General features: G+C 72.6%; 21 protein-coding genes and 1 pseudogene. 12 read left to right on the forward strand and 10 right to left on the reverse strand.

Features of this window, described 5'->3' with window-relative positions; translation table 11 throughout:
- From ACFOX0_RS19825 to ACFOX0_RS19840, 4 genes are all read right to left on the reverse strand, one after another.
- The coding region (locus ACFOX0_RS19825; protein ID WP_377548068.1) for a non-reducing end alpha-L-arabinofuranosidase family hydrolase at positions 1-763 on the reverse strand (763 nt) is incomplete at its 3' end.
- A gap of 372 nt (positions 764-1,135) precedes the next feature.
- Complete coding sequence (locus tag ACFOX0_RS19830; RefSeq protein WP_377548071.1) at positions 1,136-2,707, reverse strand: putative Ig domain-containing protein; 1,572 nt, start codon at positions 2,705-2,707, stop codon at positions 1,136-1,138.
- Between the two features lie 251 nt (positions 2,708-2,958).
- A complete protein-coding gene (locus tag ACFOX0_RS19835; protein WP_377548074.1) occupies positions 2,959-3,342 on the reverse strand; it encodes a VOC family protein in 384 nt (127 codons plus the stop codon).
- Positions 3,343-3,506: 164 nt separating this feature from the next.
- A complete protein-coding gene (locus ACFOX0_RS19840) occupies positions 3,507-4,316 on the reverse strand; it encodes a metalloregulator ArsR/SmtB family transcription factor (RefSeq protein ID WP_377548076.1) in 810 nt (269 codons plus the stop codon).
- 99 nt (positions 4,317-4,415) lie between these two features.
- Here ACFOX0_RS19840 and ACFOX0_RS19845 point away from each other — a divergent pair, with 99 nt between their 5' ends.
- The 3 genes and pseudogenes from ACFOX0_RS19845 (at position 4,416) to ACFOX0_RS19855 (ending at position 6,895) form a co-directional block, all read left to right on the forward strand.
- Positions 4,416-5,984, forward strand: coding sequence for an MFS transporter (locus ACFOX0_RS19845; RefSeq protein ID WP_377548078.1), 1,569 nt, complete (start codon positions 4,416-4,418; stop codon positions 5,982-5,984).
- 260 nt (positions 5,985-6,244) lie between these two features.
- Positions 6,245-6,451 (forward strand): annotated as a pseudogene (locus tag ACFOX0_RS19850) (MerR family transcriptional regulator); the annotation flags it as partial.
- 108 nt (positions 6,452-6,559) lie between these two features.
- Positions 6,560-6,895 carry a hypothetical protein gene (locus ACFOX0_RS19855; RefSeq protein ID WP_377548401.1) on the forward strand — a complete coding sequence of 112 codons (336 nt, stop codon included), beginning with the start codon at positions 6,560-6,562 and terminating at the stop codon, positions 6,893-6,895.
- Between the two features lie 115 nt (positions 6,896-7,010).
- Here the strand turns inward: ACFOX0_RS19855 and ACFOX0_RS19860 are convergent, their stop codons facing one another.
- Positions 7,011-8,075, reverse strand: a complete 1,065-nt coding sequence (locus ACFOX0_RS19860; protein ID WP_377548080.1) for a tannase/feruloyl esterase family alpha/beta hydrolase — start codon at positions 8,073-8,075, stop codon at positions 7,011-7,013.
- Between the two features lie 225 nt (positions 8,076-8,300).
- Here ACFOX0_RS19860 and ACFOX0_RS19865 point away from each other — a divergent pair, with 225 nt between their 5' ends.
- The gene (locus ACFOX0_RS19865) at positions 8,301-8,777 is read left to right on the forward strand and encodes a GNAT family N-acetyltransferase (RefSeq protein ID WP_377548382.1); all 477 of its coding nucleotides are present in this window, start codon (positions 8,301-8,303) and stop codon (positions 8,775-8,777) included.
- Between the two features lie 174 nt (positions 8,778-8,951).
- Here ACFOX0_RS19865 and ACFOX0_RS19870 read toward each other — a convergent pair whose 3' ends face one another.
- From ACFOX0_RS19870 to ACFOX0_RS19890, 5 genes are all read right to left on the reverse strand, one after another.
- Positions 8,952-9,947 (reverse strand): NAD(P)-dependent alcohol dehydrogenase, encoded by a 996-nt coding sequence (locus tag ACFOX0_RS19870; protein ID WP_377548082.1) that lies wholly within the window; start codon positions 9,945-9,947, stop codon positions 8,952-8,954.
- Positions 9,948-10,610, reverse strand: coding sequence for a DUF2306 domain-containing protein (locus ACFOX0_RS19875; RefSeq protein WP_377548084.1), 663 nt, complete (start codon positions 10,608-10,610; stop codon positions 9,948-9,950).
- Between the two features lie 119 nt (positions 10,611-10,729).
- Entirely contained in the window at positions 10,730-11,401 is a 672-nt protein-coding gene (locus ACFOX0_RS19880) for a response regulator (RefSeq protein ID WP_377548087.1), read from the reverse strand.
- Complete coding sequence (locus ACFOX0_RS19885; RefSeq protein WP_377548089.1) at positions 11,398-12,531, reverse strand: sensor histidine kinase; 1,134 nt, start codon at positions 12,529-12,531, stop codon at positions 11,398-11,400. Before ACFOX0_RS19885 ends, ACFOX0_RS19880 begins: the two co-directional genes overlap by 4 nt.
- A 20-nt stretch (positions 12,532-12,551) precedes the next feature.
- The gene (locus ACFOX0_RS19890; protein ID WP_377548091.1) at positions 12,552-13,871 is read right to left on the reverse strand and encodes a COG1470 family protein; all 1,320 of its coding nucleotides are present in this window, start codon (positions 13,869-13,871) and stop codon (positions 12,552-12,554) included.
- Positions 13,872-14,031: 160 nt separating this feature from the next.
- Here ACFOX0_RS19890 and ACFOX0_RS19895 point away from each other — a divergent pair, with 160 nt between their 5' ends.
- The 8 genes from ACFOX0_RS19895 (at position 14,032) to ACFOX0_RS19930 (ending at position 26,706) form a co-directional block, all read left to right on the forward strand.
- Entirely contained in the window at positions 14,032-14,655 is a 624-nt protein-coding gene (locus ACFOX0_RS19895; RefSeq protein ID WP_377548093.1) for a response regulator transcription factor, read from the forward strand.
- 147 nt (positions 14,656-14,802) lie between these two features.
- A complete protein-coding gene (locus ACFOX0_RS19900; protein WP_377548095.1) occupies positions 14,803-18,483 on the forward strand; it encodes a hypothetical protein in 3,681 nt (1,226 codons plus the stop codon).
- Between the two features lie 4 nt (positions 18,484-18,487).
- Positions 18,488-19,111 carry a DUF4255 domain-containing protein gene (locus ACFOX0_RS19905; RefSeq protein ID WP_377548097.1) on the forward strand — a complete coding sequence of 208 codons (624 nt, stop codon included), beginning with the start codon at positions 18,488-18,490 and terminating at the stop codon, positions 19,109-19,111.
- Positions 19,112-19,135: 24 nt separating this feature from the next.
- Entirely contained in the window at positions 19,136-21,136 is a 2,001-nt protein-coding gene (locus tag ACFOX0_RS19910; RefSeq protein WP_377548099.1) for an ATP-binding protein, read from the forward strand.
- A gap of 283 nt (positions 21,137-21,419) precedes the next feature.
- Positions 21,420-22,193 (forward strand): eCIS core domain-containing protein, encoded by a 774-nt coding sequence (locus ACFOX0_RS19915; protein ID WP_377548102.1) that lies wholly within the window; start codon positions 21,420-21,422, stop codon positions 22,191-22,193.
- Between the two features lie 43 nt (positions 22,194-22,236).
- Positions 22,237-26,028 (forward strand): phage tail protein, encoded by a 3,792-nt coding sequence (locus tag ACFOX0_RS19920; protein ID WP_377548104.1) that lies wholly within the window; start codon positions 22,237-22,239, stop codon positions 26,026-26,028.
- A complete protein-coding gene (locus ACFOX0_RS19925; RefSeq protein ID WP_377548107.1) occupies positions 26,029-26,565 on the forward strand; it encodes an SUKH-4 family immunity protein in 537 nt (178 codons plus the stop codon).
- A gap of 24 nt (positions 26,566-26,589) precedes the next feature.
- Entirely contained in the window at positions 26,590-26,706 is a 117-nt protein-coding gene (locus tag ACFOX0_RS19930) for a WD40 repeat domain-containing protein (RefSeq protein ID WP_377548385.1), read from the forward strand.
- Positions 26,707-26,853 lie beyond the last annotated feature (147 nt).

A 26,853-nucleotide genomic window follows, 5' to 3' on the forward strand; every position in this document is an offset into this window, starting at 1 on the left:
TGTCGTGGGTGGTGGCGTAGACCAGGTGCTTGCCGTTGTACGGGACGTTGGTGAAGTCCTTGAGCGAGGCCCAGCCCGACTTCGGGTTCGCCAGCGCACCGGTCGAGGTCCACCGGTACGACGACGGAAGGTCACAGGTGCCGCCCGGCGGGGGCGTCGTCGGCGGGGTGGTGGGGCCCCCGTCGTCCGCGCGGACCAGTTGCCACTGCTGGTTGGTGCCGTTCCGGTCGTCGTACTGGATCAGGTTCGCGCCGTCGGCGGTGGAGGCGCCCTCGACATCCACCGCCTTGTTGCTGTTGCGGTTGACCAGTCGGACGTAGCCGCCGTCCGAGTCGGCCAGCCGGAACTGCTGGTTGGTCCCGTTGTTGTCGGTCCACTGCTGGATCACCACGCCGTTGGCCGTCGACCGGCCGTTCACGTCCAGCACCTTGCCGGACAGTCGTGATTTCACCCGGTAGTAGCCGCCACCGGAGTCCACGAACTGCCACTGTTGCTGGTTGCCGTTGTTGCGCGTCCACTGGGCGATCCGCGCGCCGTCGTTCGTGGCCAGGTTGTACAGGTCCATGGCCTTACCGCTGTTGCGGTTGATCAAGACGTACCAGGCGTTCGGGTCCACCGTCGCCGCGGCGGCGGGCGCCGACCCGATCGCGGCTGCGGCACCGCTGATCAGCACCACCGCGGCGCCGGCGGAGACGACCCGCGGCAACCACCGGCGTCGCCGTGACGGTGGCGCGACCGATGGAGGGATACCAGAGGCAAGCATGATTCTCCTTCGATGACCAAGGGTCGGACGGTCCAACCGGAGTCGGGCGGACCGCGACCGCGACGCGTGGCGGACGCACGCGTCCAGTGTGTTAGCGTTAACAGCGGCGTCCACCTGCCCTGGTGCACGCCTCGATAACGGTCCGATGAGGCGGGCTCGCCCGGTGAGCCACCGGCATCGTCGTCCGTGACCATCGACTTTGAGCGATGGGATGTCGTTCGTCAAGGTGTGCCGCTCCGATGTCGGCGGTCGGTGCCGGGCCAGGTTCGCGGCGCCGGTGAGCCGGTGCCGGGCCGGGTGCGGAGGCCGGCGAGCCGGGGCTGTGGGTACGCGGCTGGCTGCGCGCACCCACAGCGCCAGGGGATCACCCGACTACGACAGCGTCAGCGCGGTGTCGTCGATGACGAACGAGGTCTGCGCCGAGGCGTCCTCGACGCCGGTGAACTTCAGGGTCACGGTCGACCCGGCGAACGACGTCAGGTCGGCGGTTCGCTGCACGTAGCCGCTGGCGGCGTTCAGGTTCGAGTACGTCGCCACGGTGGTCGAACCGACCTGGACGGTCAGCTTGTCGTAGGCGGTGCTCGTCGTGGTCTCCGCGGTGTCGATGTGCAGCCAGTAGGTCAGGGTGGCGCGGCAGCCGGCCGGGATCGTCACCGACTGCGACAGCGTGTCGGTGTGCGAGCGGCCGTAGCCGTCCAGCCAGGCCTTGTACGACCCGCCGTGGGCGGCCTGACCGGACGAGTTGCTGATCACGCCCGAACTCGCCGTCCAGGGCGCCGTGCCCGACTCGAAGCCCGGGTTGCCCAGCTTCTGGCCCGAGCAGCCGCCACCGGGTGCGCCGACCGCCCAGCTGAAACTGGTCGTACCGGTGGCGCCGGTGGTGTCCTTGACCGTGACGGTCGTGGTGGTGTTCTGGACCGTCGTCGGCGTGCCGCTGATCAGGCCGGAACCGGCGTTGATCGACAGGCCGGCCGGCAGGCCGGTGGCGCTGTAGGTCAGGGTCTGGCCGCTGCCGGAGGAACTGGCCCTGATCTGCAGGCTGACCGGCACGCCGGTGGTCGCGGCCTGGTTACCCGGGTTGGTCACCGTCACCGTGTTGCCGCTGCCCGGGGGTCTGGTCAGCAGGCAACCGGCGATGGACAGGTCGATGGTGTTGGCGGAGTTGAGGCAGGTCGTGAACCAGTAGACCTGCTGCCCGTAGCTCTGCCCCTGGTACGCGTGGGTGGTGCCGTCCGCGTCGACCTCGCACGGATTGTTCAGCGTGCACATCTGGCCGTTGTCGTTACCGGTGTTGTTGATGCCGACGACCTTGCCGCTGTTCAGGTCGACGATCGGTGAGCCGGAGGTGCCGTGGGTGGTGTTGCACCCACTGCTGTACCGGATCGAGTCGTGGAAGGTCCACGCGTCCTCGCGCAGGGTGGGCACGAAGCCGTTGATCGAGCAGTTCCAGATCTGCTTCCAGTAGCTCGACGGGATGAACATGCTGCTGGCGTCGACCGGGTGGGTGTCGGAAATGGTCAGCGCGTCCACGCCGTAGCTGGACCTGACGGCCCCGAACGTCGTGGTGAGCCGGTAGAGCGCGACGTCGGTGTTGGTCATCGTCGCGTACAGCAGCGTGTCGGCGCGGAGCGTGCCGAGGGAACCGCCGGAGGAGTTGAGCAGGGTGCCCGATCGGGTGCTGGACCTGTTCTGCAGCACCACCCCGGCCCCGGGCATGCCGCCCTCGTAGCAGTGTCCGTTGGTCAGCATCAGGGCCCGGTCGGTGTCCACCGAGGTGGGATACCGGACGAGAGCGGCCGAGCAGTTGTTCAGGGCGATGGTCGCGGTCAGGGTGGCCGCCTGCAGGGTGGGGGCGGGTGCGGCCGCGGCCGAGCCGGCGGGGCCGCTGATCGCGGCCGCGCCGAGCACGAGTGCGCCAAGGGTGCTGGCGATTCGTCGGAACATGAACGCTCCAGGGGGAGTGGGGGATGTCGCCATGAGCTTAGGACTGACCTTGCTCTCAATGAAGACCATGAATGGCGGCATGATTTGGTTGCTATCTGGATAACGCCGACCGGTCGGACAGATCGTGGCGAGCGCGAGGGCGGCGGCCAGTGCCAGCGCCAGCAGCGCGAGCCCGATCGGCACGCTGCGGGCGCCGGGGAGCAGCCTCCGACGGCGCCGGCCGGCCCGAGGAGAAACGAGTGCTCAGTCGGTCAGTCCGAGGTTTCCTGGGTGACGGAGAGGGTGTTGCCGGACGGGTCGGTGAACCAGGCCGCATAGTGCCCCGGCGCGTGGTGGATCGACTGTTCGTCCAGTTCCAGCCCGTCGGGCCGCTCGAACCGCACGCCGCGGGAGACCAGCTCGGCCACCGTGGCGCGGATGTCGTCGACGGTGAAGGTGAGCAGCGTGAAGGACGCGGGTTCGTGGTCCTCCTTGCCGTACAGCATGACCTCCGGGCCGCCGGCGAGCCGCATCATCAGCAGCCCGCCGTTGTATTCCTCGTGTACGTCGAGGCCGAGGACCTCCCCGTAGAACTCCTTGGCCTGCTTGACGTCCCGGACCGAATAGGTCGCCCGCGCAGGGCTCTTACCCAGCATGGTGTGCTCCATTCTCTCGGTGTCTGTCCCGGTGGCTCTCGGTGTCTGTTCCGGTGGTTCAGCAGTCCATAAGGCGGGAACCCCGGCAGTTTGGGGCCGGGAGGAACGCCGTCACGAACCGGGACGTTTTTGGTTTTCGATGTACCGGCGGACGGCGGTCGAGGTCACGGACTGACGGTGGCGGCCAGTTCCCTGCCGAGCGCGTCGAGCCAGCCCCTCGTACCGCTCTCGCGCATCTCGGGCTGCTCATGACCGTCCAGGTAGGTGTCCTGCTCGGTGAGCACCAGCGTGGTGCCACCGCCGGACGGCCGGAACTGCACGGTGGTGACCGAGATGGTCACCGCGCTCTGCTCGACCAGCAGCGCCGAGGAATAGACGATGCGCTCGGCGGGAACGATGTCGTGGTAGCGGGACTCGAAGGTCAGCGGCCTGCCCTCCGGGCTCCGGCCGCGGGTGACCTCCACCCCGCCGGGACGGAAGTCCAACTCGTGGTGTTCGGCGTTCGCCCCGGCGAACCAGCGCGCCTTGGTCCCGGGGTCGGCCCAGGCGGCGAACACCGCCTCCGGCCCGAGGGGGTACGTCCGTTCGACGGCGAACGACGAGACGAGCACGGATCGATCGGTCATGTCGAGCCTCCCAGTGCGATCGGATGGTGCGGTGAGCAGCAGGTCGAGGCGCTCCAACCGGTGCTCCCAGAGGGTGCGCCGCCGGGCCAGCCAGTCCTCGGCCCGTCGCAGCCCGGCCGCGTCGATCCGGCAGGTCCGGACCCGGCCCACCTTCTCTGTTCGCACCAGTCCGCTGTCGATCAGGACCTGCAGGTGCTGCATCACGGCGGACAACGTCATGTCGAACGGTCGGGCCAGGCTGCTGACCGAGGCCGGTCCCCGGACCAGGATCGCCACCAGCCCCCGACGGGTCGGGTCGGCGAGCGCCTGGAACACCTGGTCCAGCGACGGCTCGGGGGCATTGGTCACGTTTTCATGCTAATTCTGGTTGCGCCAATAGTCAAGCCAATGCTTAACTATTGGGGTCCGGATGCGCCAGCGATTCGTCTGATCGAACCGAGGCTTCTGATGAACGACGACGACACGGTGGGTGCCGGACGGCGCGAGTGGCTGGGGCTGGCGGTGCTGGCCCTGCCCGCCCTGCTGCTGGCCCTCGACCTGAGCGTGCTGAGCCTGGCCCTGCCGCGACTGAGCGAGGACCTCTCCGCCTCCAGCACCCAGCAACTATGGATCAGCGACATCTACGGCTTCCTGGTCTCCGGCTTCCTCATTACCGCCGGTCGGCTGGGTGACCGGATCGGCCGCCGCAAGCTGCTGCTGATCGGCGCGGTCGGGTTCGCCCTCGCCTCGGCACTGGCCGCGTTCTCCACATCGGTCTGGATGCTCGTCACGGCCCGGGCGCTGATGGGCGTCGCCGGGGCGACCCTGGCCCCCTCGACGCTGGCCCTGATCAGCAACATGTTCCGCGACCCTGAGCAGCGCGCGTTGGGCGTGGCCGTCTACGTCAGCTGCTTCATGGGCGGCGCCGCGTTCGGGCCGGTGGTCGGCGGGATCCTGCTGCAGTCGTTCTGGTGGGGATCGGTCTTCCTGCTGGGCGTACCCGTCATGGCGCTGCTACTGGTGGCCGGACCGTTCCTGCTGCCGGAGTTCCGCGATGAGAACGCGGGCACGCTGGACGCGCCGAGCGTGCTGCTCTCGCTCGGCGCGGTGCTGCCGATCATCTACGGCATCAAGGAGTCCGTCCGGTCGGGCCTGTCCGCCCTCACCGTCACCGCCCTCGTGCTCGGCGTGCTGCTGGGCGTGCTGTTCGTCCGCCGGCAGCGCCGGTTGGCCGACCCGCTGCTGGACCTCGGGCTGTTCCGCCGGCCCGCGTTCAGCGCGGCGCTGGTGATCCTGCTGTTCGCGGTCGGCACCCAGGGCGGCGTCATGTTGCTGACCAACCTGCACCTGCAGGTGGTCCAGGGCCTCAGTCCACTGTCGGCCGGCCTGTGGGGCATCGCGCCCGCGCTGGGCATGGTGGTGGGATCGATGACCGCCCCACCGCTGGCCCAGAAGTCGCAGCCGGGCACGGTGATCACCGCCGGCCTGGCCATCGCCGCGGTCGGCTACCTGATGATCACCAGCACCCCGGTCAGCGGCCTGGGCCTGCTCATCGCCGGCGCCACGGTCGTGTTCTTCGGCATCGGCCTGGTCGGCGCGCTGGCCAACAACGTCGTGGTCGGTTCGGCCCCGCCCGAGCGGGCCGGCTCCGCCGCCGCGACCGCGCAGACCAGCGGCGACCTGGGCATCGCGCTGGGGATCGCGGTCCTCGGCAGCATCGGCACCGGATGGTACGCGCGGCGGCTGACCACCGGCGGCGACGTACCGGCCGAGGCGCTGGACACCGCACGCACCAGCATCACCGACGCGGCCACGGCGGCCGCGAGCCTGCCCGGACCGGCCGGGCGTGCGCTGCTGGACGCCGCCGGCACCGCCTTCACCGACGGTCTGCACCTGGCCGCGGCGGTGAGCGCCGCTCTGGTGGTCTGCCTGGCCGTACTGGCCGCGCTGACCCTGCGACAACGCGCCGGGGCCGCAACCACCGGGCAGCCGGCCTCCGCCCGGGAGAACATCCACTCGTCAACTACCCACCCATGAATGGGTGGGCTTGTGGGTCTCTTCCACGCCGGCGACGGGGTCAGGCCACGTGTGGTCGGTTGACTGCGCCCCAGCTCTCGACACCGCGTTGGGCGATGTTGAGGGCCGCGTTGTGGCAATCGCGGCAATAAATAGATAGCGCTACGCATCACGACGGGCAGCGCATTTAGCGCGATATCCACTCACGGTACACAGATGGGTGCGGGGGGTGGTGTTACATCGTCGTACATGGAAGAATTTCGACGCACGGGGCAGGACACGTGGGGGGAATCTTGCGCATATCGGAACTGTCCCGGCGCGCCAACGTACCAGTACCGACAGTGAAGTTCTATCTCCGGGAAAGGCTATTGCCGCCCGGCATCCGGACCGCGCGTAACCAGGCCCGATATGACGAACGCCATTACCGGCGCCTGCGTCTGATCCGGGCTCTCACCACGGTCGGTGGCCTCGACATCAGTGCCGTCCGCAGCCTCTTGGAAGTCATCGACGATCCCGACGTCACACTCTCGTCGGTGTACCACGGAATTGAAAGGGCGAAGATTTCCGGGGGCCCGGACGACGCCGGATTCGACGGAATGGAAAACGCCCGCGCCGACATCGACGCGCTGGCCGACCGGCTCGGCTGGTCCGAGGACCCGACCCGACCGGGCCGGGAGTCGATGGCCCAGGTGCTCGCCGCGCTGCGCACGCTCGGGTGCGGGACGGACGTCGAGGTCTTCCTGCCGTTCGCCCGGGCGGCCGAGGCCGTCGTGGACACCGAGATGGACCTGCTGCACACCGGGGGGTCCGACGTCCGCGCGTCGGCGGTGATCCGCGGTGTCCTCTTCGACGTCATGATGTCGCTGATGCTGCGGACCGTCCGTCAACAGCGGGTGGCCGAACGCCTGCACCGGCCGGGTCAGGCGTTGTAGGGCATGGTCGGGGACCGGCCGGCGCGGGCGGCGGCCCGGCCAGTTCGCCGGCGGGTGAGCGTCGACGGACGTGAACGGGCGGGCCCGGTCGGCCGGTGCCCGCCCCCGGTCCCGCCTAGTACCGGCCGACGTAGTGGTAGTCGGCGTTCAGGCTGCCCGGCGCGGCCGTGACCGGGGCGAGCGCGTCGAACGGCGCCACGTCCAGGTCCCGGATCACCTCGGTCAGATCTCCGCTGACCGTCGGTACGTCGATCACCCCCGGCGCGCTGCCCCGCTCCACCCAGTCCATCAGCAACTGGAGGAACTCCGGCACGCCGACCTCCGAGGGACCGCTGCCGGGTTCCGGCCCGAACAGGCAGGTCGGCCGGTCGACCCGCGGCGGGCAGCGCAGCGACGAGGGCCGGAAGCCGCACCGCCGGGGGTCCTGGATGACCTCGCCGCACGTTCGGACCACGGCGTCGTGCAGCGCCGGAATCTTCTCCGGGCCGAGGATCTGGCTGCCGTCCGCGGCGGTGTTGCGGACGGCCACCCACGCCGCCAGCAGCGCCAGCGGCGCCGCGTTGTTGGCCGGCGCCCCGGCCAGGATCCCGTCGAAGTCGGTCGGGAACCGCTGGGCCAGGTTCAGCCCTTGCCGGCCGCCGGTGGAGCAGCCGTCGAAGTACCGGAACGTCGGTCCGTGCCCGTAGTACGCGGTCATCAGCGCGTCGGAGGCCAGCCGCAGCCGGTGCTCGGAGGTGCGTCCGAACTCGACCCGGGCCCGTGGGTCCCGGCCCCAGGTCGCCGGTCCCGCGCCCTCGGGGTCACCGGTGTGCCCGGTATCGTCGGCCGCCACCACCAGGGTCCTGGCCAGCGCCGCCGGGCAGGCGAATCCGAACAGCGGGAACGTCAGGTCCGGCACCTCGCCGCACAGCCCGCCGCAGCCCTGCTGGACGTACCGGCCGGTCCAGCCGTGGACCGGCAGCTTGACGGTGAACCGGGTGGCCGGCTGCAGCACGCCACGGACCTGGCAGTAACCGTCGACGGTGTCGGCCGAGGTGACCGAACCCTGCGGGCCGTGGGCGGTGGCCAGGCCGGCGCAGTCCAGCGGGGCCGGGCCGTCGGCGGCGGCACCCGCCCCACCGTCCAGCACCAGCACCAGCGGTACGGCGACCAGCGCGGTGAGCAGTTTCCGGATCGTCATGGTCTCCCCCTTCGTCGAGGGACGTTAGTCACCCGGGACGGTGCGACGGATCGATCCGCGGACCGGACCCGCCCTCATCCCCGGGACGGAGGAGTCGTGCCCGGGACGTACCCGACCGGTCCCGCCCGCCGGCACCGGCACCGGTTCCAGCTCCGGACGGACTGTCCGACGGCACTGGTACGTTCGCCCGGCCGAGTGACGCTGGACAAGATCGTGGAGGTACTGATGGCTGAGGTGGCGTTGCGGCCGGTCGAGGACTCCGACCTCGACGCGCTGTTCGCCCAGGGCCGGGATCCCGAGTCGGTCCGGATGGCGGCCTTCGTGAGCAGGGACCCCGCCGACCGTGACGCGTTCGACGCCCAGCTGGCCAGGATCAGGTCGTCGCCCGAGGTGACCCACCGGGCGGTCACCCTGGACGGGCGGCTCGTCGGCAGCGTCGGCTGCTTCGTCGTCGAGGGCGACACCGAGGTGACGTACTGGATCGACCGGGCCTTCTGGGGGCGGGGCATCGCCGGCCGGGCGCTCGCCCTGCTCCTGGAGTCGGTCCCGGCCCGGCCGGTGTTCGCCCGCGCCGCGAGTGACAACGCCGCCTCGCTGGCGGTGTTGCGGCGGGCCGGGTTCGCGGTCGTCGGCACGGAGGTCGCGTTCGCCAACGGACGGAACGCGGAGATCGAGGAGACCGTCCTGCGCCTCGACGCGTAAGCGGCGGGGCGGCAGCCCTGATCGTCAATCGTGGATACCGAACTGCAGCCGGACGTCGACCCGCTCGGTGACCGCGCCGACGGTGCGGTCGCCGAGGAGCGGGTGCCCATTCGCCATGCTGCCCGGGACGGGCGTCGGAGGACGAGCGATTCTGCTCAGGGTCGACGTGCGCGGTCAACCATCCGTGTCGACCCGGAGCACGATCTTGGCGCGGGCGTGTTCCACCTCCAGGCGGCGGATCGCCGCGGCCGCCTCGGCCAGCGGGTAGGTCCGCTCCACGATCGGCGTGAGCCGACCGGACTCCAGCAACCCGGTGAGGGCGGCGAGGTTCGCGGCGCTGGGAACGGCGGTGAGCACCAGCACGCGCTGGCGGACGAACCGGCCCACCGCCGTGCCGCGCATCATCAGCCCCATCGGACCGAAGAGGCTGCCGCCGCGCGACACCCCGCCGCCGGAGAGCAGCACCGTCCCCTGTGGAGCCGTCGCCCGCCGCAGGTCGGCCAGGGACCGGTTGCCGACCAGGTCGAGCAGCACGTCGTAGCGTCCGCGGTGGCGGGCGAAGTCGTCCCGGGTGTAGTCGACGACATGGTCGGCGCCCAGCGACTCGACCAGTTCGAGGTTCCGTGGACCGCACACCGCGGTCACCTCGGCCCCGTACGCCTTCGCCAGTTGCACCGCGAACGTGCCCACGCCGCCCGAGGATCCGTTGATCAGTACGCGCTGCCCGCCGCGCACCCCGGCCAGATCACGCAGGCCGATCAGCGCCGTGTTCGCCGCGAGGGGGACCGCCGCCGCCTGTTCATAGCTGAGGTTGCCCGGCATGGCGGCCACCACCCCCGCCGGAGCGCAGACGAACTCCGCGAACGCGCCGTTGGCCTCGCCGTACACGTCGTCTCCCGGGCGCAGGTGATCGACGCCGGCGCCGACCGCCTCGACGGTGCCGGCGAAGTCGGTGCCCCGTACGGTCACCTTCGGGCCGCGCAGGCCGAGTTCCGGGGCGGCCAGGCGGGCCAGGTAGGGATCGCCCCGCAGGAAGTGCCAGTCGCGGGCGTTGACCGAGGCGGCCCGTACCCGGACCAACACCTGGTCCCGGGCCGGGATCGCAGGCGCGACGTCGACCAGCCGGAGCACCTCCGGGCCGCCGTACCGGTGCTGGACGATGGCCTTCATCTACGCCTCCACCAGAATCGTCGCGCGCGCCGGGACGACCCGGGCGGGGCGGCGCCGGCGGATCAGCCACTCGGCGACGGCCAGGTTGACCGTCCACGCCGTACCCATCAGCACCGCCCGGGACAGTTGGCTGGTCGGACCCACCGCCAGCAGCCAGGCCGACAGCAGCACGGCCTGGGTGCCGGCGCCCTGGGCGATCGCGTAGCCGCGCATCATCCAGGCCCGGTGGTCACCGATCCGGCGCCGCCGGACGGCCAGGAAGCCCGCGCCGACGGCCACGAACATGGTCGCCGCGAACAGGTACCGCAGCACCATCAGCAGCGCACCGTCGCTGGGCGGCAGCACGTAGGAGGCGTTCATCCACAGCGCGGTCGCGGCCACCGTCAGCCCGCACAGGACGAGCAGCCGGCCCACCCGGCGGTGCCAGGCCCGGTGACGGTTGCGGAAACCCGGCGCGAACTGGAACGCCCCCAGGACGGTGAACGCCACGGCGGCGACGATGTGCAGCAGCACCGGGACCGGTGCGGCGAAGAAGCGTACGTTCTCCGGCGTCACCTCGCCGCCGGAGAGGGACACCACCCGCAGCGCGCCGCCGAACGCGGGCACCACGCTGAGCAGGATGAGTCCGGTGAGGATGGGCCAGTCCCGTCGTCTTGTCGTCATGACCCGAGCATGGCGACCGTACGGGTGCCGGTTCATCGGTCCACGGGCCGCGGCCGGACCGGTCAAAGGTCGGGGACGCGGGCCGTACTTTCGGCGGGCCTGCCCGCCTCCCGGTGGCCTCAGCCGCCGCGGACCCGGTCGGTCTCGTACGCCCAGATCGCGATCTCGACCCGGTTACGCGCCCCCAGCTTGGCCATCAGGCTGGCGATGTGCGTCTTGACCGTGCTCAGCGTGATGTGCAGCTCGGCCGAGATCTCGATGTTGGTACGTCCCCGGGCCACCGCGGCCAGCACCTGCTCCTCCCGGTCGGTGAGCCGGTCGATCGGCTGCCGGGCCGGGGCCGCCGGCCCGGCGTCGGCGAACGCCTTGAGCAGCCGGGTGGTGATGTTCGGCGCGATCAGCGCGTCGCCGCGGGCCGCCGCGTGGATGGCCTGGGCGAGCAGGGCCGGACCGCAGTCCTTGAGGACGAATCCCTTGGCCCCGGCGCGCAGAGCCGCGTAGACGTACTCGTCGAGGTCGAAGGTCGTGATGACCACCACGGCCAACGGGTCGGCGACCCCGGGCCCGGCCAGCAGTCGGGTCGCCTCGATCCCGTCCAGGCCCGGCATCCGGATGTCGAACAGGCACACGTCCGGGCGCAGCCGCCGGGCCAGCTCGACCGCCCGCTGGCCGGTGGCGGCCTCCCCGACCACCTCGATGTCGGCCTGGGCGTTGAGGATCATCGTCAGGCCGGTGCGGACGATCTCCTGATCGTCCGCCACGATCACCCGTACGTTCCCGTCGCGGGTCATGCCGCGGCCCGGGGCAGCGCCGCGGTGACCGTCCAGCCGCGGTCGCGGTCCGGACCGGCGTCGACCGAGCCACCGAGCAGGCTGACCCGCTCCCGCATGCCGATCAGCCCGAAGCCGCCGGACGCGGATCCGCGCCCGGCCGGTGCGATCCCGTCGTCGCTCACCCGCAGGTGCACGGTGTCCTCGTCCGCGGCCACCCGCACCGTGATCCGGGTCGCGTCCCGGGCGTGCCGGCGCGCGTTGGTGACCGACTCCTGCGCCAGCCGGTAGACCGCGGTCGCCACCGAGGCCGGCAGTCCGTCCAGATCGCCGACCAGTTCCACCTCCACCGCCGGGCCGTGCTCGGCGCGGCCGGCCAGCCGGCGCAGGTCGGCGACGCGCGGGGTCGGCGTCCGTTCGGCCGGCTCGTCGTGGCGCAGGGCCCGCACCATCGTGCGCATCTCGGCCAGCGCCCGGGTCGCCTCGGCCTCGATGACGCGCAGCGCGTCGGCCGCCGCCGAGGGCTGCGTCTCCAGCATGGCCAGTCCCGCCTGTGCCCGGACCGCCATCGCGGACACGTGATGGGCCACCGTGTCGTGCAGGTCGCGGGCCAGCCGCTCCCGTTCGAGCAACGCCACCTGTTCGAACTCGCGGTGCCGGGCCCGGGCCCGCCACCGCAGCGCGGCACCGACCGCGAACGCCGCCGAGACGACGCCCGCTCCGGCCAGGGCGTCACCGGCGCCGATGTATCCCACCGCGGCCGACCAGGTGATCTTCGCGGCGATGACGACCGCCCCGAACCCGGCCTCGCGTCCGGAACCCCACCGCGACAGCGAGAAGACCAGGATCAGCAGGAAGGCCAGCGTGTTCAGCCGGAGGTCGCCGTGCACCAGGACCTCGCCCACGGCGCAGACCGGGAAGGCGACCGCCACCATGAGCAGCGGTCTGGTCCGCCGGCACAGCAGCACCGGGGTGAGGCCGACGCCGATCAGGACCGGCACGACGGCCGGCGACGGCAGGTCCGATCGGAACCAGCCTTCCAGGGCCCCGGCCGCCGCCAACGCGGCCACCAACGCCCAGTCCCGCCACCCGCGCGGCGGCGGGCATGCCGGTCGAGGCTCCCGCCACCAGGCCCGCAGCAGCTCGCGCACCATCCGATCGTATCGGGCGGTTACGGCCGGGGCGTCGCGGCGGGGGTGCGGGTGTAGCCGTTGAGCAGAGCGAAGTCGCGGCAGCGCCCGCCGCCGCCACCCGCGCCGTCCAGCCCGGTGCCCGCCCGTCGGCAGGTGGTCTTCAGGCTGACCACCTTGCCGGCCGGCACCTCGATCGGCGACACCATGTGGTAGTCGAGGTCGCGGAAGTTGTTCAACGCCACGGTCAACACGGTTGTGCCGTCCACCGACAGGTCGAGCCGGCCCTCGTCCCCCTGCGGGTTCTGCAGGAAGATGTCGGTCAGCACGAACACCTTGCGGGACGGCACGATGTAGATGTCGGTGCCGGTCCCGCCGGTGGCCGCCGTGGGGGCGAGCCGCCGGCTGAACGAGTCCGCCCCCGGTGGGACGGCCGGGCGGCCGCCGGGGGTCGGGCTGCTCGACGCGGACGGCCCGGCCGAGGGGCGGGCCCCGGGTGCCACGGCGTCCACCGCCTGCTGGGCCTTGCCGTCCGCCTGCTGCGCCCGGCTGTCGGCGGCACTGGCCTGCTGCGCCACCGGCGCCACCTGCTCCTTCGCCGCCTCCTCCGCCAGGGACTTCACGCTGGGGCGCAGCAACGCGTACCAGAGGCCGAGACCCAGCAGCGCGAGCACCAGCAGGGCGGCCAGCACCCGCGGCAGACCGCGCGGCAGCACCGGTTCCTGCACGGTGGCGGCGTCGAGGCTCGCCGGCGGGGCGTCGTCGGAGACCACGCCGACCTGGAACGGCAGGGTGACCGGGTGCCCGCGCCAGAGCAGCCGGCGGGTACGGGCGCGTACCTGGGCGAAGACCGCCTCGCCGGGCGCGACGGTGAGCTGTGCCGGTCGGATCGCCACGGCGAGCCGGTTGTCCGGGTCGGCGCCGGTGAGCGCCAGTCCGAGCGGGACGTTGCCCAGGTTGGTCACCGACAGCTCGTGCCGTCCGCCCCGGCGCCCCCGCGAGGTGCGGGGCAGGATCTCCGGCGCGAACTCGACGAACGGCAACACCCGTACGGTGGCCTCCGGGACGGCCTGGGCGTCGGGTGTCTCGGTGGGGGTGACCCGCACCGCGAACGGTCGCTCGCCGGCCACCACCGCGGCCGACCGCGGCGGGTGGAAGCGCACGGTGGCCGACTCGGCGGAGCCGGGATAGACCGACACGGTGGCCGGCTCCACGCTGGTCCAACCGGCGGGCTCGCCGAGCACCTCGATCGCGTACGACTCGACGATCGGGCCGCCGTTGCGGATCTCGAGCCGGCAGGTCGCTTCGCCGCCCGGGCTGACCTCGACGAGGTCGGTGTCCAGGATCGCGTCGGTGGTCATGGCCGCGACTCTAGAAGCGGACCCGGCGTTCCAATCAGTCCTAGAGGAAGACATTGGGGCAGCCGAACCGGGCCGTTGAGTCCACGTTGACTGCACGATTGGTGCGTGGGGTGATACTCAGCGCGACGTGTTGTCCGAGCGAGCACAGCTGGGGGAGCGCATGCGACGTCTGCCCGTCCACCTCTACTCCACCGACGTGATATCCCGAGCCGGCGTGGTCAGCCAGCTCCGGCCCCGGCCGGAGGTGCTGCTGCTCGACGAGGCGGAGGCCGACCAGGCCGCCGTCGCGGTGATCATCTCCGACGGCATCGACGACCAGACCCTCCGCACGTTGCGGTCGCTGCGCAGCCGGTACGGGTCCGCGCTGGTGCTCGTGCTCACCCAGGTCGACGACGCCGGTCTGGTGGCCGCGGTGGAGCACGGTGTGGCGGGCATCGTCCGCCGGTCGGAGGCGAGCGCCGACCGGCTGGTCGCGGTGATCCGGTCGGCCGCGGCCGGTGAGGGCGTGGTGCCGCCGGACCTGCTCGGCCGGTTGTTGCAGCAGGTCGGCGCCCTGCAGCGGGAGGTCCTCGGGCCGCGCGGGCTGACCTTCTCCGGCCTGGCCGAGCGGGAGGTCGAGGTGCTGCGCCTGGTGGCGGAGGGCTTCGACACCGCCGAGATCGCCGCGAAGCTGTCCTACTCGCAGCGCACCATCAAGAACATCCTGCACGACGTCACGAACCGGCTGCATCTGCGCAACCGGTGCCACGCCGTCGCGTACGCGTTGCGCAACGGCCTGATCTGACCGGCCTGCCCGTTCGGGCACGCCGAGGTGCCCGCAGGCCGGCACCGAGTGCCCACGCCGCGACCCTGGCCGACGGTCACGGTGGTGGGTGGCACGGGGACGACCAGGGGAGGTGTCGTGCGCTGGGGGAGCCGCCGCAGGGCAGTCATGGTGCTCGTGTTGCTGGCCTGGCCGGGCGTCACCGCGCCCGAACCGCCGGCCCGGTCGGCGGCGGGCGCGGCGCTGGCGGCGGCACGGGCCCCGGCCGGTGCCGGATACCGGCTGGGATACACCAGCGACGAGCGGCCGACCCTGATGGTCGAGCCCGCCGGGGGTCGCGCGGCGCCCCTGTTGTCCGATGTGGAGCGGGGCGACGCCGAGCAGGACGCCGACGCGCGCGCCGGTCGGCTGGTCTGGGTGGGGCGGCGGGCCGCACCGGGCGGCGCCGACCTGGGCGGCGGGCTCTACCTGCGCCGGCCCGGAGCGACGCCGCTGCGCCTGGTCGGCGGACCCGGCACGGTCACGCAGCCGGCCCTGTCCCCGGACGGGCGCCGGGTCGCCTTCACCAGCGACCGGGCCGGCAGCGCCGACATCTGGGTCGTCGGCGTCGACGGCACCGGCCTGCGCCGGCTCACCGACCACCCGGCCGACGACAGCTGGCCGACCTGGTCGCCGGACGGCACCCGGATCGCGTTCGCCAGCAACCGGGCGGACCTGGCCGGTGACATCTGGGTCGTGCCGGCCACCGGTGGCCCACCGACGCAGGTGACCGCCGGCCCGGCGGCGGACGGCCAGCCCGCCTGGTCGCCGGACGGTCGCCGACTGGCCTTCAGCACCACCCGGTTCGCACCCTCGGCGGAGCCGACCCTGCGGACCGTCGCCACCGTGGCCCCGGCGGGCGGCCCGGTGACCCGCGCGGTGCCCGGCCCCGGTGACGCCGCGGAGCCGGCCTGGTCCGCCGACGGCACGCAGCTGGCCTTCACCACCACCCGCGACGACCCCGGCGGCGACGTGTACGCGCTGCGCGCCGGCCGGGTCGTCCCGGTCGCCACCGGGCCGCTGCCGCAGCACGACCCGGCCTGGCGGGGCGCCGACCTGATCTGGACCGGCGCCGACGAGGACGACAGCACCGACGTGTGGACCTCCGACGCCGGCGGCGGCGACCGGCGGGACCACACCGCCCGCCCGGGTCTGTCCGAGAACGGGCCGGCGTTCAGCCCGGACGGCGCCCGGCTGGCCTACAGCGCGCAGCAGACCGACGGCGGCGCCCGGATCGTGGTGGCCGACGCCGACGGCGCCAACCCGCGACTGCTGGCCCCGCCGGGCACCGAGGCGGGCGACTACGACATCGATCCGACCTGGTCGCCGAACGGGGACGCCATCGCGTTCACCCGGCAGCCGGGCAACGATTCGCCGTCCCGGATCCTGGTGGTCGCGGTCGCCGACGCGCGGTTGCTGGCCGAGGTGCCGATGCCCGCGTACCTGCGCGGTGACGACGGTGAGCCGTCCTGGTCGCCGGACGGCCGGCAACTCGCCTTCGCCCGGTACGCCAGCACCCGCGGCAGCGACCTGGAGACCCCGGTGGTGGACCGTACCGCCCCGCCCGGGAGCAGCTTCACCGTGCGGCAGTCCGTGCGGACGCCGGAGATCCCGCCGCGACCGGACATCGTCTTCCTGGTCGACAACACCGGGTCGATGGCCGAGGCGGACAGCACCGGGGTCAGCGTGATCCAGCAACTCCGGGAGCGCCTGCTGCCCGACCTGGTCGCCGACATCCGCCGGACGCGACCCGACGCCCGGTTCGGCCTGGCCACCTTCGGCGCCAGCGACAACGGCGTGTACGACCCGAAACTGTACGACCCGCGGCTGTCGCTGACCAGCATCGACGCCGACATCACCGGCGCGGTCAAGACCCTGGCCGCCGACAGCGCGCACAGCCAGGAGAACTGGTTCTACGCGCTGCGGCGGCTCGCCGCCAACGACCGGATCGGGTTCAGCCCGGACCGCCGGTCGATCGTCGTGCTGATCAGCGACACCAACAGCGTGGACCAGACCAACCCGGACAGGTCCCCGATCAGCAGGGAGGAGGTGCTGGCGGGTCTGCAGGCCGCCAAGATCGCGTTGGTGGGAGTGCCGATCAAGACCAACGCCGGCGAGAACGGCCTGGATTACGACGGGATCGCCAGCTGGCTCGCCGGCCAGACCGGCGGCCTGATCACCCCGGACAGCACCGCCGGCGAGATGCTCCGGGCGATCACCGAGGCGATCGGAAAACTGCAGGTCACCGTCACGCCCTCCGCCAGGTGCGACGACGGCCTCTCGGTCGGCTTCGATCCGGACCCGGCCCGGGTGCCCGCCGGTCAGCCGGCCGTCTTCACCGAGAACGTCTCGGTCGCCCCGGGCGCCGCGCCGGGCACCGTGCTGCGCTGCACGCTGCGGTTCGACCTCGACCCGCCCGAGGCCGGCGCCGACGTCGTACAGGACCTGATCGTCCGGGTCACCCCGGCGGGCCTTCCGCTGGTCCGCGTCGACGACGTCCGGGTGCCGCCCGCCGGGTCCGACGGCGCGCGGGTGACCTATGAGGCGTCGGCCGTCGACGTCGACGGCCGGCCGTTGCCGGTGCGCTGCCAGCCGCCGTCCGGTTCGCTCTTCCCGATCGGGCAGACCGTGGTGACCTGCACGGCGACCGACGGCGCGGGTCGTACCGGGTCGGACACGGCGCTGGTCGTGGTGGCCGACCCGGCGGCGCGGGGCAGCCGGATCTGGCGCGCCCGGCTCGACGGCGACGTGGCCGGCACCCTCACCGTGACCGACCAGCTCGACGTGAGCGCCCGGGTCGGTCCGGCCTGCCCGAGCCGGTCGGCCGACCGGGCGCCGGCCTGGTCGCCGGACGGCTCCGCGATCGCGTTCGCCGACAGCTCGTCCGACCTGTGCGTGGTGGCGCCCGACGGCACCGGGGCCCGGCACCCGCTTTCGACCGGAGACCGGGCCGACCGGCTGGTGGAGGACCCGGCCTTCTCGCCGGACGGGCAGCGGATCGCCGTGGCGCTGCGCCGGCCGGAGCAGGGCCCGTCGCTGCGGACCGAGCCGGCGGACATCGTGGTGCTGCCCGCCGGCGGCGGCCGGGTCGACCCGGTGATCAGCCGGGTGGGCAGCCAACCGACCTTCCAGCGGCTGCCGGTGCCCGACCTGAGTTTGAGCGTGTCGGTGGCCGGCCAGCCCGGCTACCTCGGCGGTGACGTGATCCCGGTCACCTTCACCGTCCGCAACGCCACCCCGTTGCCGGCCGACAACGTCTGGCTGGAGGTGACCCCGCCGCCGGCGTTGCTGCCGCCGACCGGCGCCGACCCGCGCTGCGGCACCGGGCGCCGGCTCTGCCTGCTCGGCACCATGGGCCCCGGCACCCAACAGGTGGTCACCGTGCTGCTGCCCGCCCGCGCCGCCGTCACCGGCACGGTCGCCGGCCGGCTCACCGGCACCGTCCGCCAGGTGCCGGCCGCGCGGACCGCGCAGGCGCCGGTCCAGGTGCTCGCTCCCCGGGTACGCGTCGACCCGGCGATCGGTCCGCCCGGCTTCGTCACCTCGGTGGTCGGTGTCGACTTCCCGCCCGGGGCGCGGGTGCGACTGGCCTGGGCGCCCGGGATCACCACCACCCCGGACACGGTCACGGTGGGCCCGGACGGCGGCTTCCGCACCGCGATCCTGGTGCTGCGCAAGGACGCCCTGGGCCCGCGGTACATCACCGCGGTCCGCGTCTCGGGCCGCGCCTTCGGACCGGTCCGCGGGACCGAACCGTTCCTGGTGGTGCCGCGTGAACTCGGCCCACCGGTCTTCGGCGGCCGGGGGTGAGGTGGTGATCCACGAGATCGACGACGCGCTGCGCCGGCTCGTCCGGGACGAGGCGCTGCCCAGTTCCGGCGTGGACATCGTGCTGGAGGCGCCGACCAAGGAATGGGCGGCCCGCCGCAACGCCCCCACGGTCAACGTCTACCTCTACGACATCCGCGAGGACCTGCGCCGCCGGTCCCGCGGCCTGATCAACGAGTACGACGAGCGCGGTCAGGTGGCCCGTCGGGTCGCCCCGCCCCGGTACGTGAAACTGTCCTACCTGGTCACCGCGTGGACGCAGCGGCCGGAGGACGAGCACCGGCTGCTCTCCTCGCTGCTGCTGTGCTTCCTGCGGCTGGACGCCGTACCGCCGGCCGTGCTGACCGGCTCGGTGGCGGCGCTCGGGATGCCGGTACCGATGACTGTCGCGCTGCCGCCGCCGGAGGACCGCGCCTTCGCCGACGTCTGGACCGCGCTGGGCGGCGAGCTGAAACCGTCGCTGGACCTGGTGGTCAGCGCCCCGGTGGACAGCGGCCGGGTGGTGCCGGCCGGACCGCCGGCCCACGAGGGCCTGGTCGCCGAGGTCGCCGACCGTACCGGCGACGCCGCCGACCGGGTCGGGCACGCCGGCCCGCGGACCGGGCGGTGAGCGGTGGGCGGTGAGGCGCCGCCGGTGCTGCACCGCCTGCAGCACCTGGAACTCGCGGTACGCGCCGCGGTGGCCCGCCGCCGGGAGGGCGACCCGCAGCCGGACGATCCGTTCCGCGGGCTGTACCTCTCCGACGAGGTGGTCGACGCCGCCCTGGCCGCCGCCCGCGAGCCGTTCGACCCGTGGCCGCCCGACCCCGCCCGCCACCCGGACCGGCCCGACGACCGGTTGACCGAACTGGCCCGCGCCGCCGGGCTGAACCCGCTGGACGAGGCGCTGTTGCTGGTGGCGCTCGCCCCGGACGTGGACAGCCGGTTCGAGCAGTTCTACGGCTATCTCAACGACGACGTCACCCGGCGCCGACCGTCGATCGGGCTCGCGCTGCGGCTCTGCGGGTTGCCTGAGGCGGCCGCGCCGGCCCGGCGGCGGCTCGGCACCGGCGCACCACTGATCGACCTCGCGCTGCTGCGGACAGACGCCACCGACCGTCCGGTGCTCACCCGCGGCCTGTGGGTCCCCGACCGGGTCGGCGGCTGGCTGCTCGGCGCGGACGCACCCGAGCCGCTGCTGGTGGGCCTGGCCGAACCGGTCGAGCCGGTCGGACCGGCACCACCGGGCGCCGTACCGCTGGCCCGCGCGCTGGACCGGGCCGGCTCGCGCCTGGCGTACCTGCGGGAGAAACCCGGCGGCAGCGCACCGGCGCTGGCCACTGCCGCGCTCGACGGCGCGGGCCGGCGCGCGCTGGCCGTCGACCTGCCGCGGCTCGCCGCCGATCCGCAGCCGGCGGAACTGGCCACCGTCCTGATCCGGGAGGCGTTGCTCACCGGGGCGGGCCTGGTGGTCGGCCCGGTGCACGGCGGTGAACCGTGGGCGGTGTGGTCGCGGTTGACCGACGGCCCGGTGCCGGTGCTGGCGTACGGGACGCGGCCGTGGGACCCGACCTGGACCGCCCGCGCGCCGCTGCAGGTGGACGTGGAGCCGCTGACCGCGCCGCAGCGGGCCGCGGTCTGGCGGGCGGTGCTGCCGGGCCCGCTCGCCGACGGGCTGGACCCGGCCACCGCCACCGAGCAGTTCGTCCTCGGCGCACCGGCCATCCACCGGGCCGCCTCGGTGGCCGGGCAGCTCGCCGCCGCGGCCGGCGAGCCCGTCGGCGTGGCGCACCTGCGGGCCGGCGCGCGTACCCAGAACGCGGCCGGACTGGAACGACTGGCCCGGCGGATCGTCCCCGAGGTCGACTGGGACGACCTGGTGCTGCCGCCACCGACGCTGTCCCTGCTGCGTGAGCTGGCCGGCCGGGCCCGGCACCGCGACCGGGTGCTGCGCGAGTGGCGGATGCGGCCCGGCGGCGGACGCGGCCACGGGGTGACGGCGTTGTTCGCCGGCGACTCGGGCACCGGCAAGACGATGTCCGCCGAGGTGGTGGCCGGCGCCCTGGGACTGGACCTGTACACGGTCAACCTGGCCACCGTGGTCGACAAGTACGTCGGCGAGACGGAGAAGAACCTGGAACGCATCTTCGGCGAGGCCGCCGGGGTGAACGGGGTGCTGCTGTTCGACGAGGCGGACGCCATCTTCGGCAAGCGCTCCGAGGTACGCGACGCGCACGACCGGTACGCCAACATCGAGAGCGCCTACCTGTTGCAGCGGATGGAAACCTTCGACGGCCTGGCGGTGCTGGCCACGAACCTGCGGGCCAACCTGGACGAGGCGTTCACCCGGCGGCTGGACGTGGTGGTGGACTTCCCGGTGCCCGACGAGGCGGCCCGCCGGGCGTTGTGGGACCGGTGCCTCGGCGAGCGGGTTCCCCGTGGGCCGGACGTGGACCTGGAGTTCCTCGCGGGCGCGTTCGAGCTGGCCGGCGGGCACATCCGGTCGGCCGCCGTGACCGCCGGCTACCTGGCCGCCGCCGCCGATCGGCCGGTGGGAATGGCCGAGTTGATCGGCGCGGTCGGCCGGGAGTACCGCAAGCTCGGCCGGCTGACCCTGGAGAGCGAGTTCGGCCGCTACCTGGACCTGGCCGACTGACCCGATCGGTGCGCCACTGTTGCTGCGACGTCTGCTACGCAACGACCTGCTCACCGCACTTGCACAGGAACGCACCATCGAGGCCGGCGCGCCGATCACGGCGTGCCGGGCGTTGTCCGTGCCGGCCGCCCGGCGGCGGTGGCTGCCGGTTCGTTGCCCCTTCGGGCAGTCGGTGTGCCCTCCCGTACGGTCTGGTTGCCCTTTCGCACGGTCCGGTGGGGATGGCCTCGCTCGCCGTCGTGGGTGGACCGTCGAGGCAGAACCGGGTCGCAGGAGGGTAGCCATGCGCGGACACCGTGAGTTCGACTCCGAGGCGGCGGCACGCCCGACCGGCGACCGTCCGGTGGGCGCCGACCGGGACGGCGAGTCCCTGATGTACGCCGCCGCCACCGCCGGCCGGTCCGACGTGCTGGGCGCCGGTGGGCTGCTCGGCCTGCAACGGGCGGTGGGCAACGCCGCCGTCGGCGAGCTGCTGGAGCCGACCGAGCGGCGCTCACCCGTGCACGACGTGGTCAACTCCGGCGGCGGTTCCCCGCTGGCGCCGGACGTACGCGCCGACATGGAGACCCGGTTCGGCGGCCAGGACTTCGGCGACGTCCGGGTGCACACCGACGGTGCCGCGCACGAGTCGGCCAGGTCGGTCAACGCGCAGGCGTACACGGTCGGGTCGAACATCGTCTTCCAGCGGGACAGCTACGACCCCGCGTCGACTGCCGGCCGGCACATGCTCGCGCACGAGCTGACCCATGTGGTGCAGCAGCGCAGCGGGCCGGTGGACGGCACCGACAACGGCGGCGGGGTGAAGGTCAGTGATCCGTCCGACCGGTTCGAGCGGGAGGCCGTCGCCAACGCCGACCGGCTGATGTCCGCCCCGGCCGGGCCCGTTGCCGCCCCCGTCGCGGCGCCGGCCGGGCCCGTCCAGCGGGCGGTGGACGCCGTCGGCCACGACCAGCCCGCGGTGCAGCGCGAGGAGTTGCCCGAGGAGGACGAGTCGGCACAGACGTACGTCCAGCGGCAGGAGACTGGCGAGGAGGAAGAGGAGACCGCCGCCGGGTGACAGGGCCCGATCGTCGGCGACTCGTCGGGCAGGGAGGCGTGAGGTGAAGACACCGGCCGAGGAGCGGGATGCCGCGCCGCGCCGGGCCGCGCCGGTCGCGCCACCGCGCACGGCCGTCGAGCCCGAGACCGCCACCCCCGGGGTACGCGAGTCGCCCGACCGCCCGCTCAGTCGCGCGACCGTGCAGCGGTTGCAGGCCGGGGCGGGCAACCGGGCGGTGTCCGCGCTCGTCGCGCAACGTCGCGCCGCGTCGACGCGTACCCCCGCGAAGCGAGCCGGCGCGGCCGGTGCGTCGCGCGGACCGGCGGTGCCCGCCCAGCGAACGGCATCGTCGTCCGCCGCCGGCGCGGCCCCGTCCGCGACCTCGGCGACCTCGGCGACCGTCGTGCCGGCCGGTGCCGCACCGGCCGCGGCGGCCCCGGTGCGGCGCCTGGACATCGAGGCCGGCCCGGTGCAGCGGCTGGCCACCGATGCCGGACCGGTCCACCGTCCCGGGCCGGAGGCCGATCCGAAGTTCCGGGCGTTGACGGCGGACGTGCGCGGCAAGCAGAAGCTGCTCGCCGCGCATCCGCCCGCGAAGAGCGAGGCGGCCAGGGCGCAGGGCGCCGCGAAGCCGCCGCAGGACGACAAGCAGGCCCAGGGCAAGGCGGCCAACGCGGAGAAGATGAACGCCGCCAAGCCGGGGGAGTTCGACAAGGCGGCGTTCGTCCGGGCGGTCAACGACGCCATCGCGGCGCAGGCGCCGAAGAACCTCGACGAGGCCGCGAGGTTCGGCGACTCCGGCAAGGCCGACGCGGTCAAGGGTCAGGTGCAGGGCAAGGTCACCGACGGGAAGAAGGCGTCGGCCGGCGCCATCGAGACCACCACGAAGGCGCCGCCGGACACGTCGGCGGCGAAGGAGAAGCCGGTCACCCCGCTGGTCGCGGACAAGCCGCCCGGCACCCCCGGTACGCCCGACCCGGCGAAGGCGGTGCCGGACCGGGCCCCGCCGGAGGCGACCGACTTCTCGGCCGGACCGAAGCAGGTCGACCAGCAGATGGCCGACGCGCAGGTCACCGAGGACCAGCTGGCGAGGTCGAACGAGCCGGAGTTCACCGGCGCGCTCAAGGAGAAGGGCGCCGCCGAGCAGCACGCGGCCACCGCCCCCGGGCAGGTCCGCGCGGCCGAGGCGCAGACCCTGACCGGGGCGAAGGCCGCGGCCGGGCAGGCCGGCGCGGCGGCGATGACCGCGCTGGCCGGGCACCGCAGGGTGGCCGGCGCCCAGGTCTCGGCGGGCAAGGACGGCGCCAAGTCGGCGGACGAGGCGAAACGGGCGCAGGTCACGGCGAAGCTGCAGACCGTCTTCGACGCCACCAAGAAGGACGTCGAGGACATCCTGTCCGGGCTCGACAAGAAGGTCGACGACCAGTTCAGCACGGGCGAGAAGGCGGCCCGGGACGCGTTCACCGCCGAGCACAAGCGGCGGATGGACGAGTACAAGGACAAGCGGTACTCGGGTCTGATCGGCAAGGGCCGGTGGCTGAGGGACAAGTTCGCCGGGCTGCCCGAGGAGGCCAACCAGATTTTCGTGACGGCCCGCAAGGGCTACGTCGACCGGATGCAGCAGGTGATCTCCGGGGTGGCCGACACCATCGGGGCGGAGCTGACCCGGGCCAAGCGGCGCATCGCGGACGGGCGGACGGAACTGCAGGCCGCGGTCAAGGCGCTCGGACCCGAGTTGCAGGCGATCGGCAAGGAGGCCGCTGCCGACTTCGCCGGGAAGTTCGACGAGCTGACCGAGTCGGTCGACAACAAGGGCACCGAGCTGGTGCAGACGCTCGCGTCGAAGTACAACGAGGCGCTGAAGTCGGTCGACGAGGAGATCGCGGCCGAGAAGGAGAAGAACAAGGGCCTGGTGGCCAAGGCCGTCGACGCGGTCGCCGGGGTCATCAAGACCATCCTCGAGTTGAAGGACCTGCTGCTCGGCGTGCTGGCCAAGGCCGCCGCGGCGGTCGCGGCGATCATCAAGGACCCGATCGGCTTCCTCGGCAACCTGGTCAGTGCGGTCGGCGCCGGGCTGCGGGCGTTCCTGGCCAACATCGGCGAGCACCTGAAGAAGGGCCTGATCGGCTGGCTCACCGGGGCCATGGCCGGGGCCGGGCTGGAACTTCCGGCGAAGTTCGACCTGCGCGGCATCGTCATGATGATCGGCTCGCTGCTCGGGCTGACCTGGGGCGCCATCCGTGGCCGGATCGTTCAGAAGGGCATCCCCGAGCAGGCGATGGGCGCGGTGGAGAAGTCCGTGCCACTGGTGCAGAAGGTCCGGTCCGAAGGGCTCGGCGGTCTCTGGGAGGAACTCAAGGAGAAGGTCGGCGACCTCAAGGAGAACCTGTTCGGGAAGATCAGCGAGTACCTGATCCCGACCATCCTGATGGCCGGCATCACCTGGATCATCTCGCTGCTGAACCCGGCGTCCGCGTTCGTCCGGGCGGTCAAGATGATCATCGACTTCGTCTCGTTCATCGTCAACCAGGGCGCCCAGATCCTCGAATTCGTCAACTCCGTGCTGGACGCCATCATCGCGATCGCCGGCGGCGGGGCGGGCGGCGTGCCGGCGTTGATCGAGAAGGCGCTGGCGCGATCGGTGCCGGTGCTGATCGGGGCCCTGGCCGCCATCCTGGGAGTCGGCGGGATCGCCGAGAAGGTCAAGAAGTTCTTCCAGGCGCTGTCCAGGCCGGTCATGAAGGCCGTCGACTGGGTGGTCGGCAAGATCGTTGCGGTCGGAAAGAAGATCTGGGCGAAGCTCAAGAACCGTCGGGGTGACCGTGCAGCCGCGGGCGGGGTACCGACCACCGCCAGGGAGAAGGAGAAAGTTGCCCGGCAGGCCGCCGACGACGGGTACCGAGCGATCACCCAGGTGCCTGTCAGCCAGGTTCCGGCCGCCCTGGACGCCGTCTACGGCCGGTGGCAGGGTCGAGGCGTGAAGCGGCTCGAGGTGGTGCCGCTCGGCAACCACGAGTTCACCGTCGAGGCCAGCGTCAACCCGACCACCCGGTCGCAGAAGAAGGCGTCGGTGGACGTCCCGGTGCCGCCCGAGCAGCTGCAGGTGGAGCAGGTGACCGCGACCAGCTTCGCGTCCAGCACCACCGCGGCCAGCGGCAGCTTCAGCGCCGATTCGGCGGCGGAGCTCACCGAGATCCTCACCAGCGGTGCCAGTCAGCGACAGCTCGCCGTCACCGACAGCCAGCAGGGCGCGCACGCCGAGGAACAGGTGACCAACCACTTCCACCGGAGTTGGGGCCAACGCCGGGAGGAGATCACCGCCGCGCTGGCGGCCCGCCGTCGGCAGGCTCCCACGAAGCTGTTCGACAGCGTCCGCATGTTGATGAACGTCAGCAAGAGCAGTTGCATCAACTGCGCCAGCTACATCGTCCGGTTCACCCGGGAGCTGCGCGGATCGGCCTCCTCGGTACGGGTGGCGATGAAGTTCGCCTCTCTGTACAAGGGGGCGCAGGAGGTACCCAAGTCGAACATGGACGAGCACGGCACGCTGATCCGGCTGTTCCTGGAAAAGGGTCAGCTCAAGGGCACCAACCGGTTGGGTCGACTGTGGGGCCGGATGTCCTTGTTCGGCGACAGGTCGGAACGGGTCACCGAGGTGTCCGGTACCTACAATGCGGGCAAGGCCGGCATCGCGATCCTCAAGGACGCGGGCATCGAGGTCGACGTCCTCGACCAGCACGACGTGCAGGGTAAGGGCAGCGCCGAGCAACGGAACATCCTTGAGCGCCGGAACACCCGGCTCAAGGCGGCGCTCGACGAGGTCGACGAGAAGTTGAAGGTGAGGAAGGGATAGGTGTTGAAGCGCCGCCAGTTGGACCGCTGGTTCCCCGACGACGAGATCGTGACCGTGCCGGACGCTGTGCTACCCGCCGGGATCACCGATCCGGACACCCGGCGGGCGCTCACCGACATGGGCGTCCCCGAGTCGTTCCAGGAGGTCCTGGAAACAAACGTCGACCTGCCGGAACGGATCAGGACCGTCGGACAGACGTACCGCGATCTCGGCGAACCCGTACCGGACGGCGCCGACGACCTCTACCTGTTGGGAAACGCCGGCCAGTCGTTGCTGGCGGTCGACGGGCGGACCGGGGCCGTACGGCAGGTGCACACATCCTTCGGGACCCGACCGATGGCGAGCGGGCTGGAGGCGTTCGTCCGGCTGCTGGGTGCGGTGAGCACGGAGGTCCGTCGCCGCAGCCGTGACGACCTGGGCGAACGGCTGCGCGCGAAGCTCCCCGGCTGGCTGCGGGAACTTGATCCGCCGTCGGCGCCCGCCGCGGAGCCGGCGTGGTCGGCCTTCCTCGCCGACGTGGCCGCCAACGCCGAATGACCCGGCAGACCTCAGGGTCGATGGATAGCCAGTCGTTCCGGGCACCTCGGTCGGGTGCAGGCGCTCGCGTTCACCCCGGACGGCTCCCACCTGCTCAGCGGCGGGGACGACGGGAAACTCCTGCTCTGGACGGTCGGCTGACGGCGCGATGCAGGTACGGTCGCCCCATCGTCCAAAGGTGACTGACTGACCCGTCGGGTGCGAACCAGGATTGCCAGGTGAGGTAGGGTCGATGCCCGTTGGATTTCGGCCCGAGGACGGTCAGGCAATTGGCTGGGAAAAAGTCCA

Source organism: Micromonospora zhanjiangensis, from assembly GCF_042650605.1.
In the GTDB taxonomy this organism is placed as follows: domain Bacteria; phylum Actinomycetota; class Actinomycetes; order Mycobacteriales; family Micromonosporaceae; genus Micromonospora_J; species Micromonospora_J zhanjiangensis.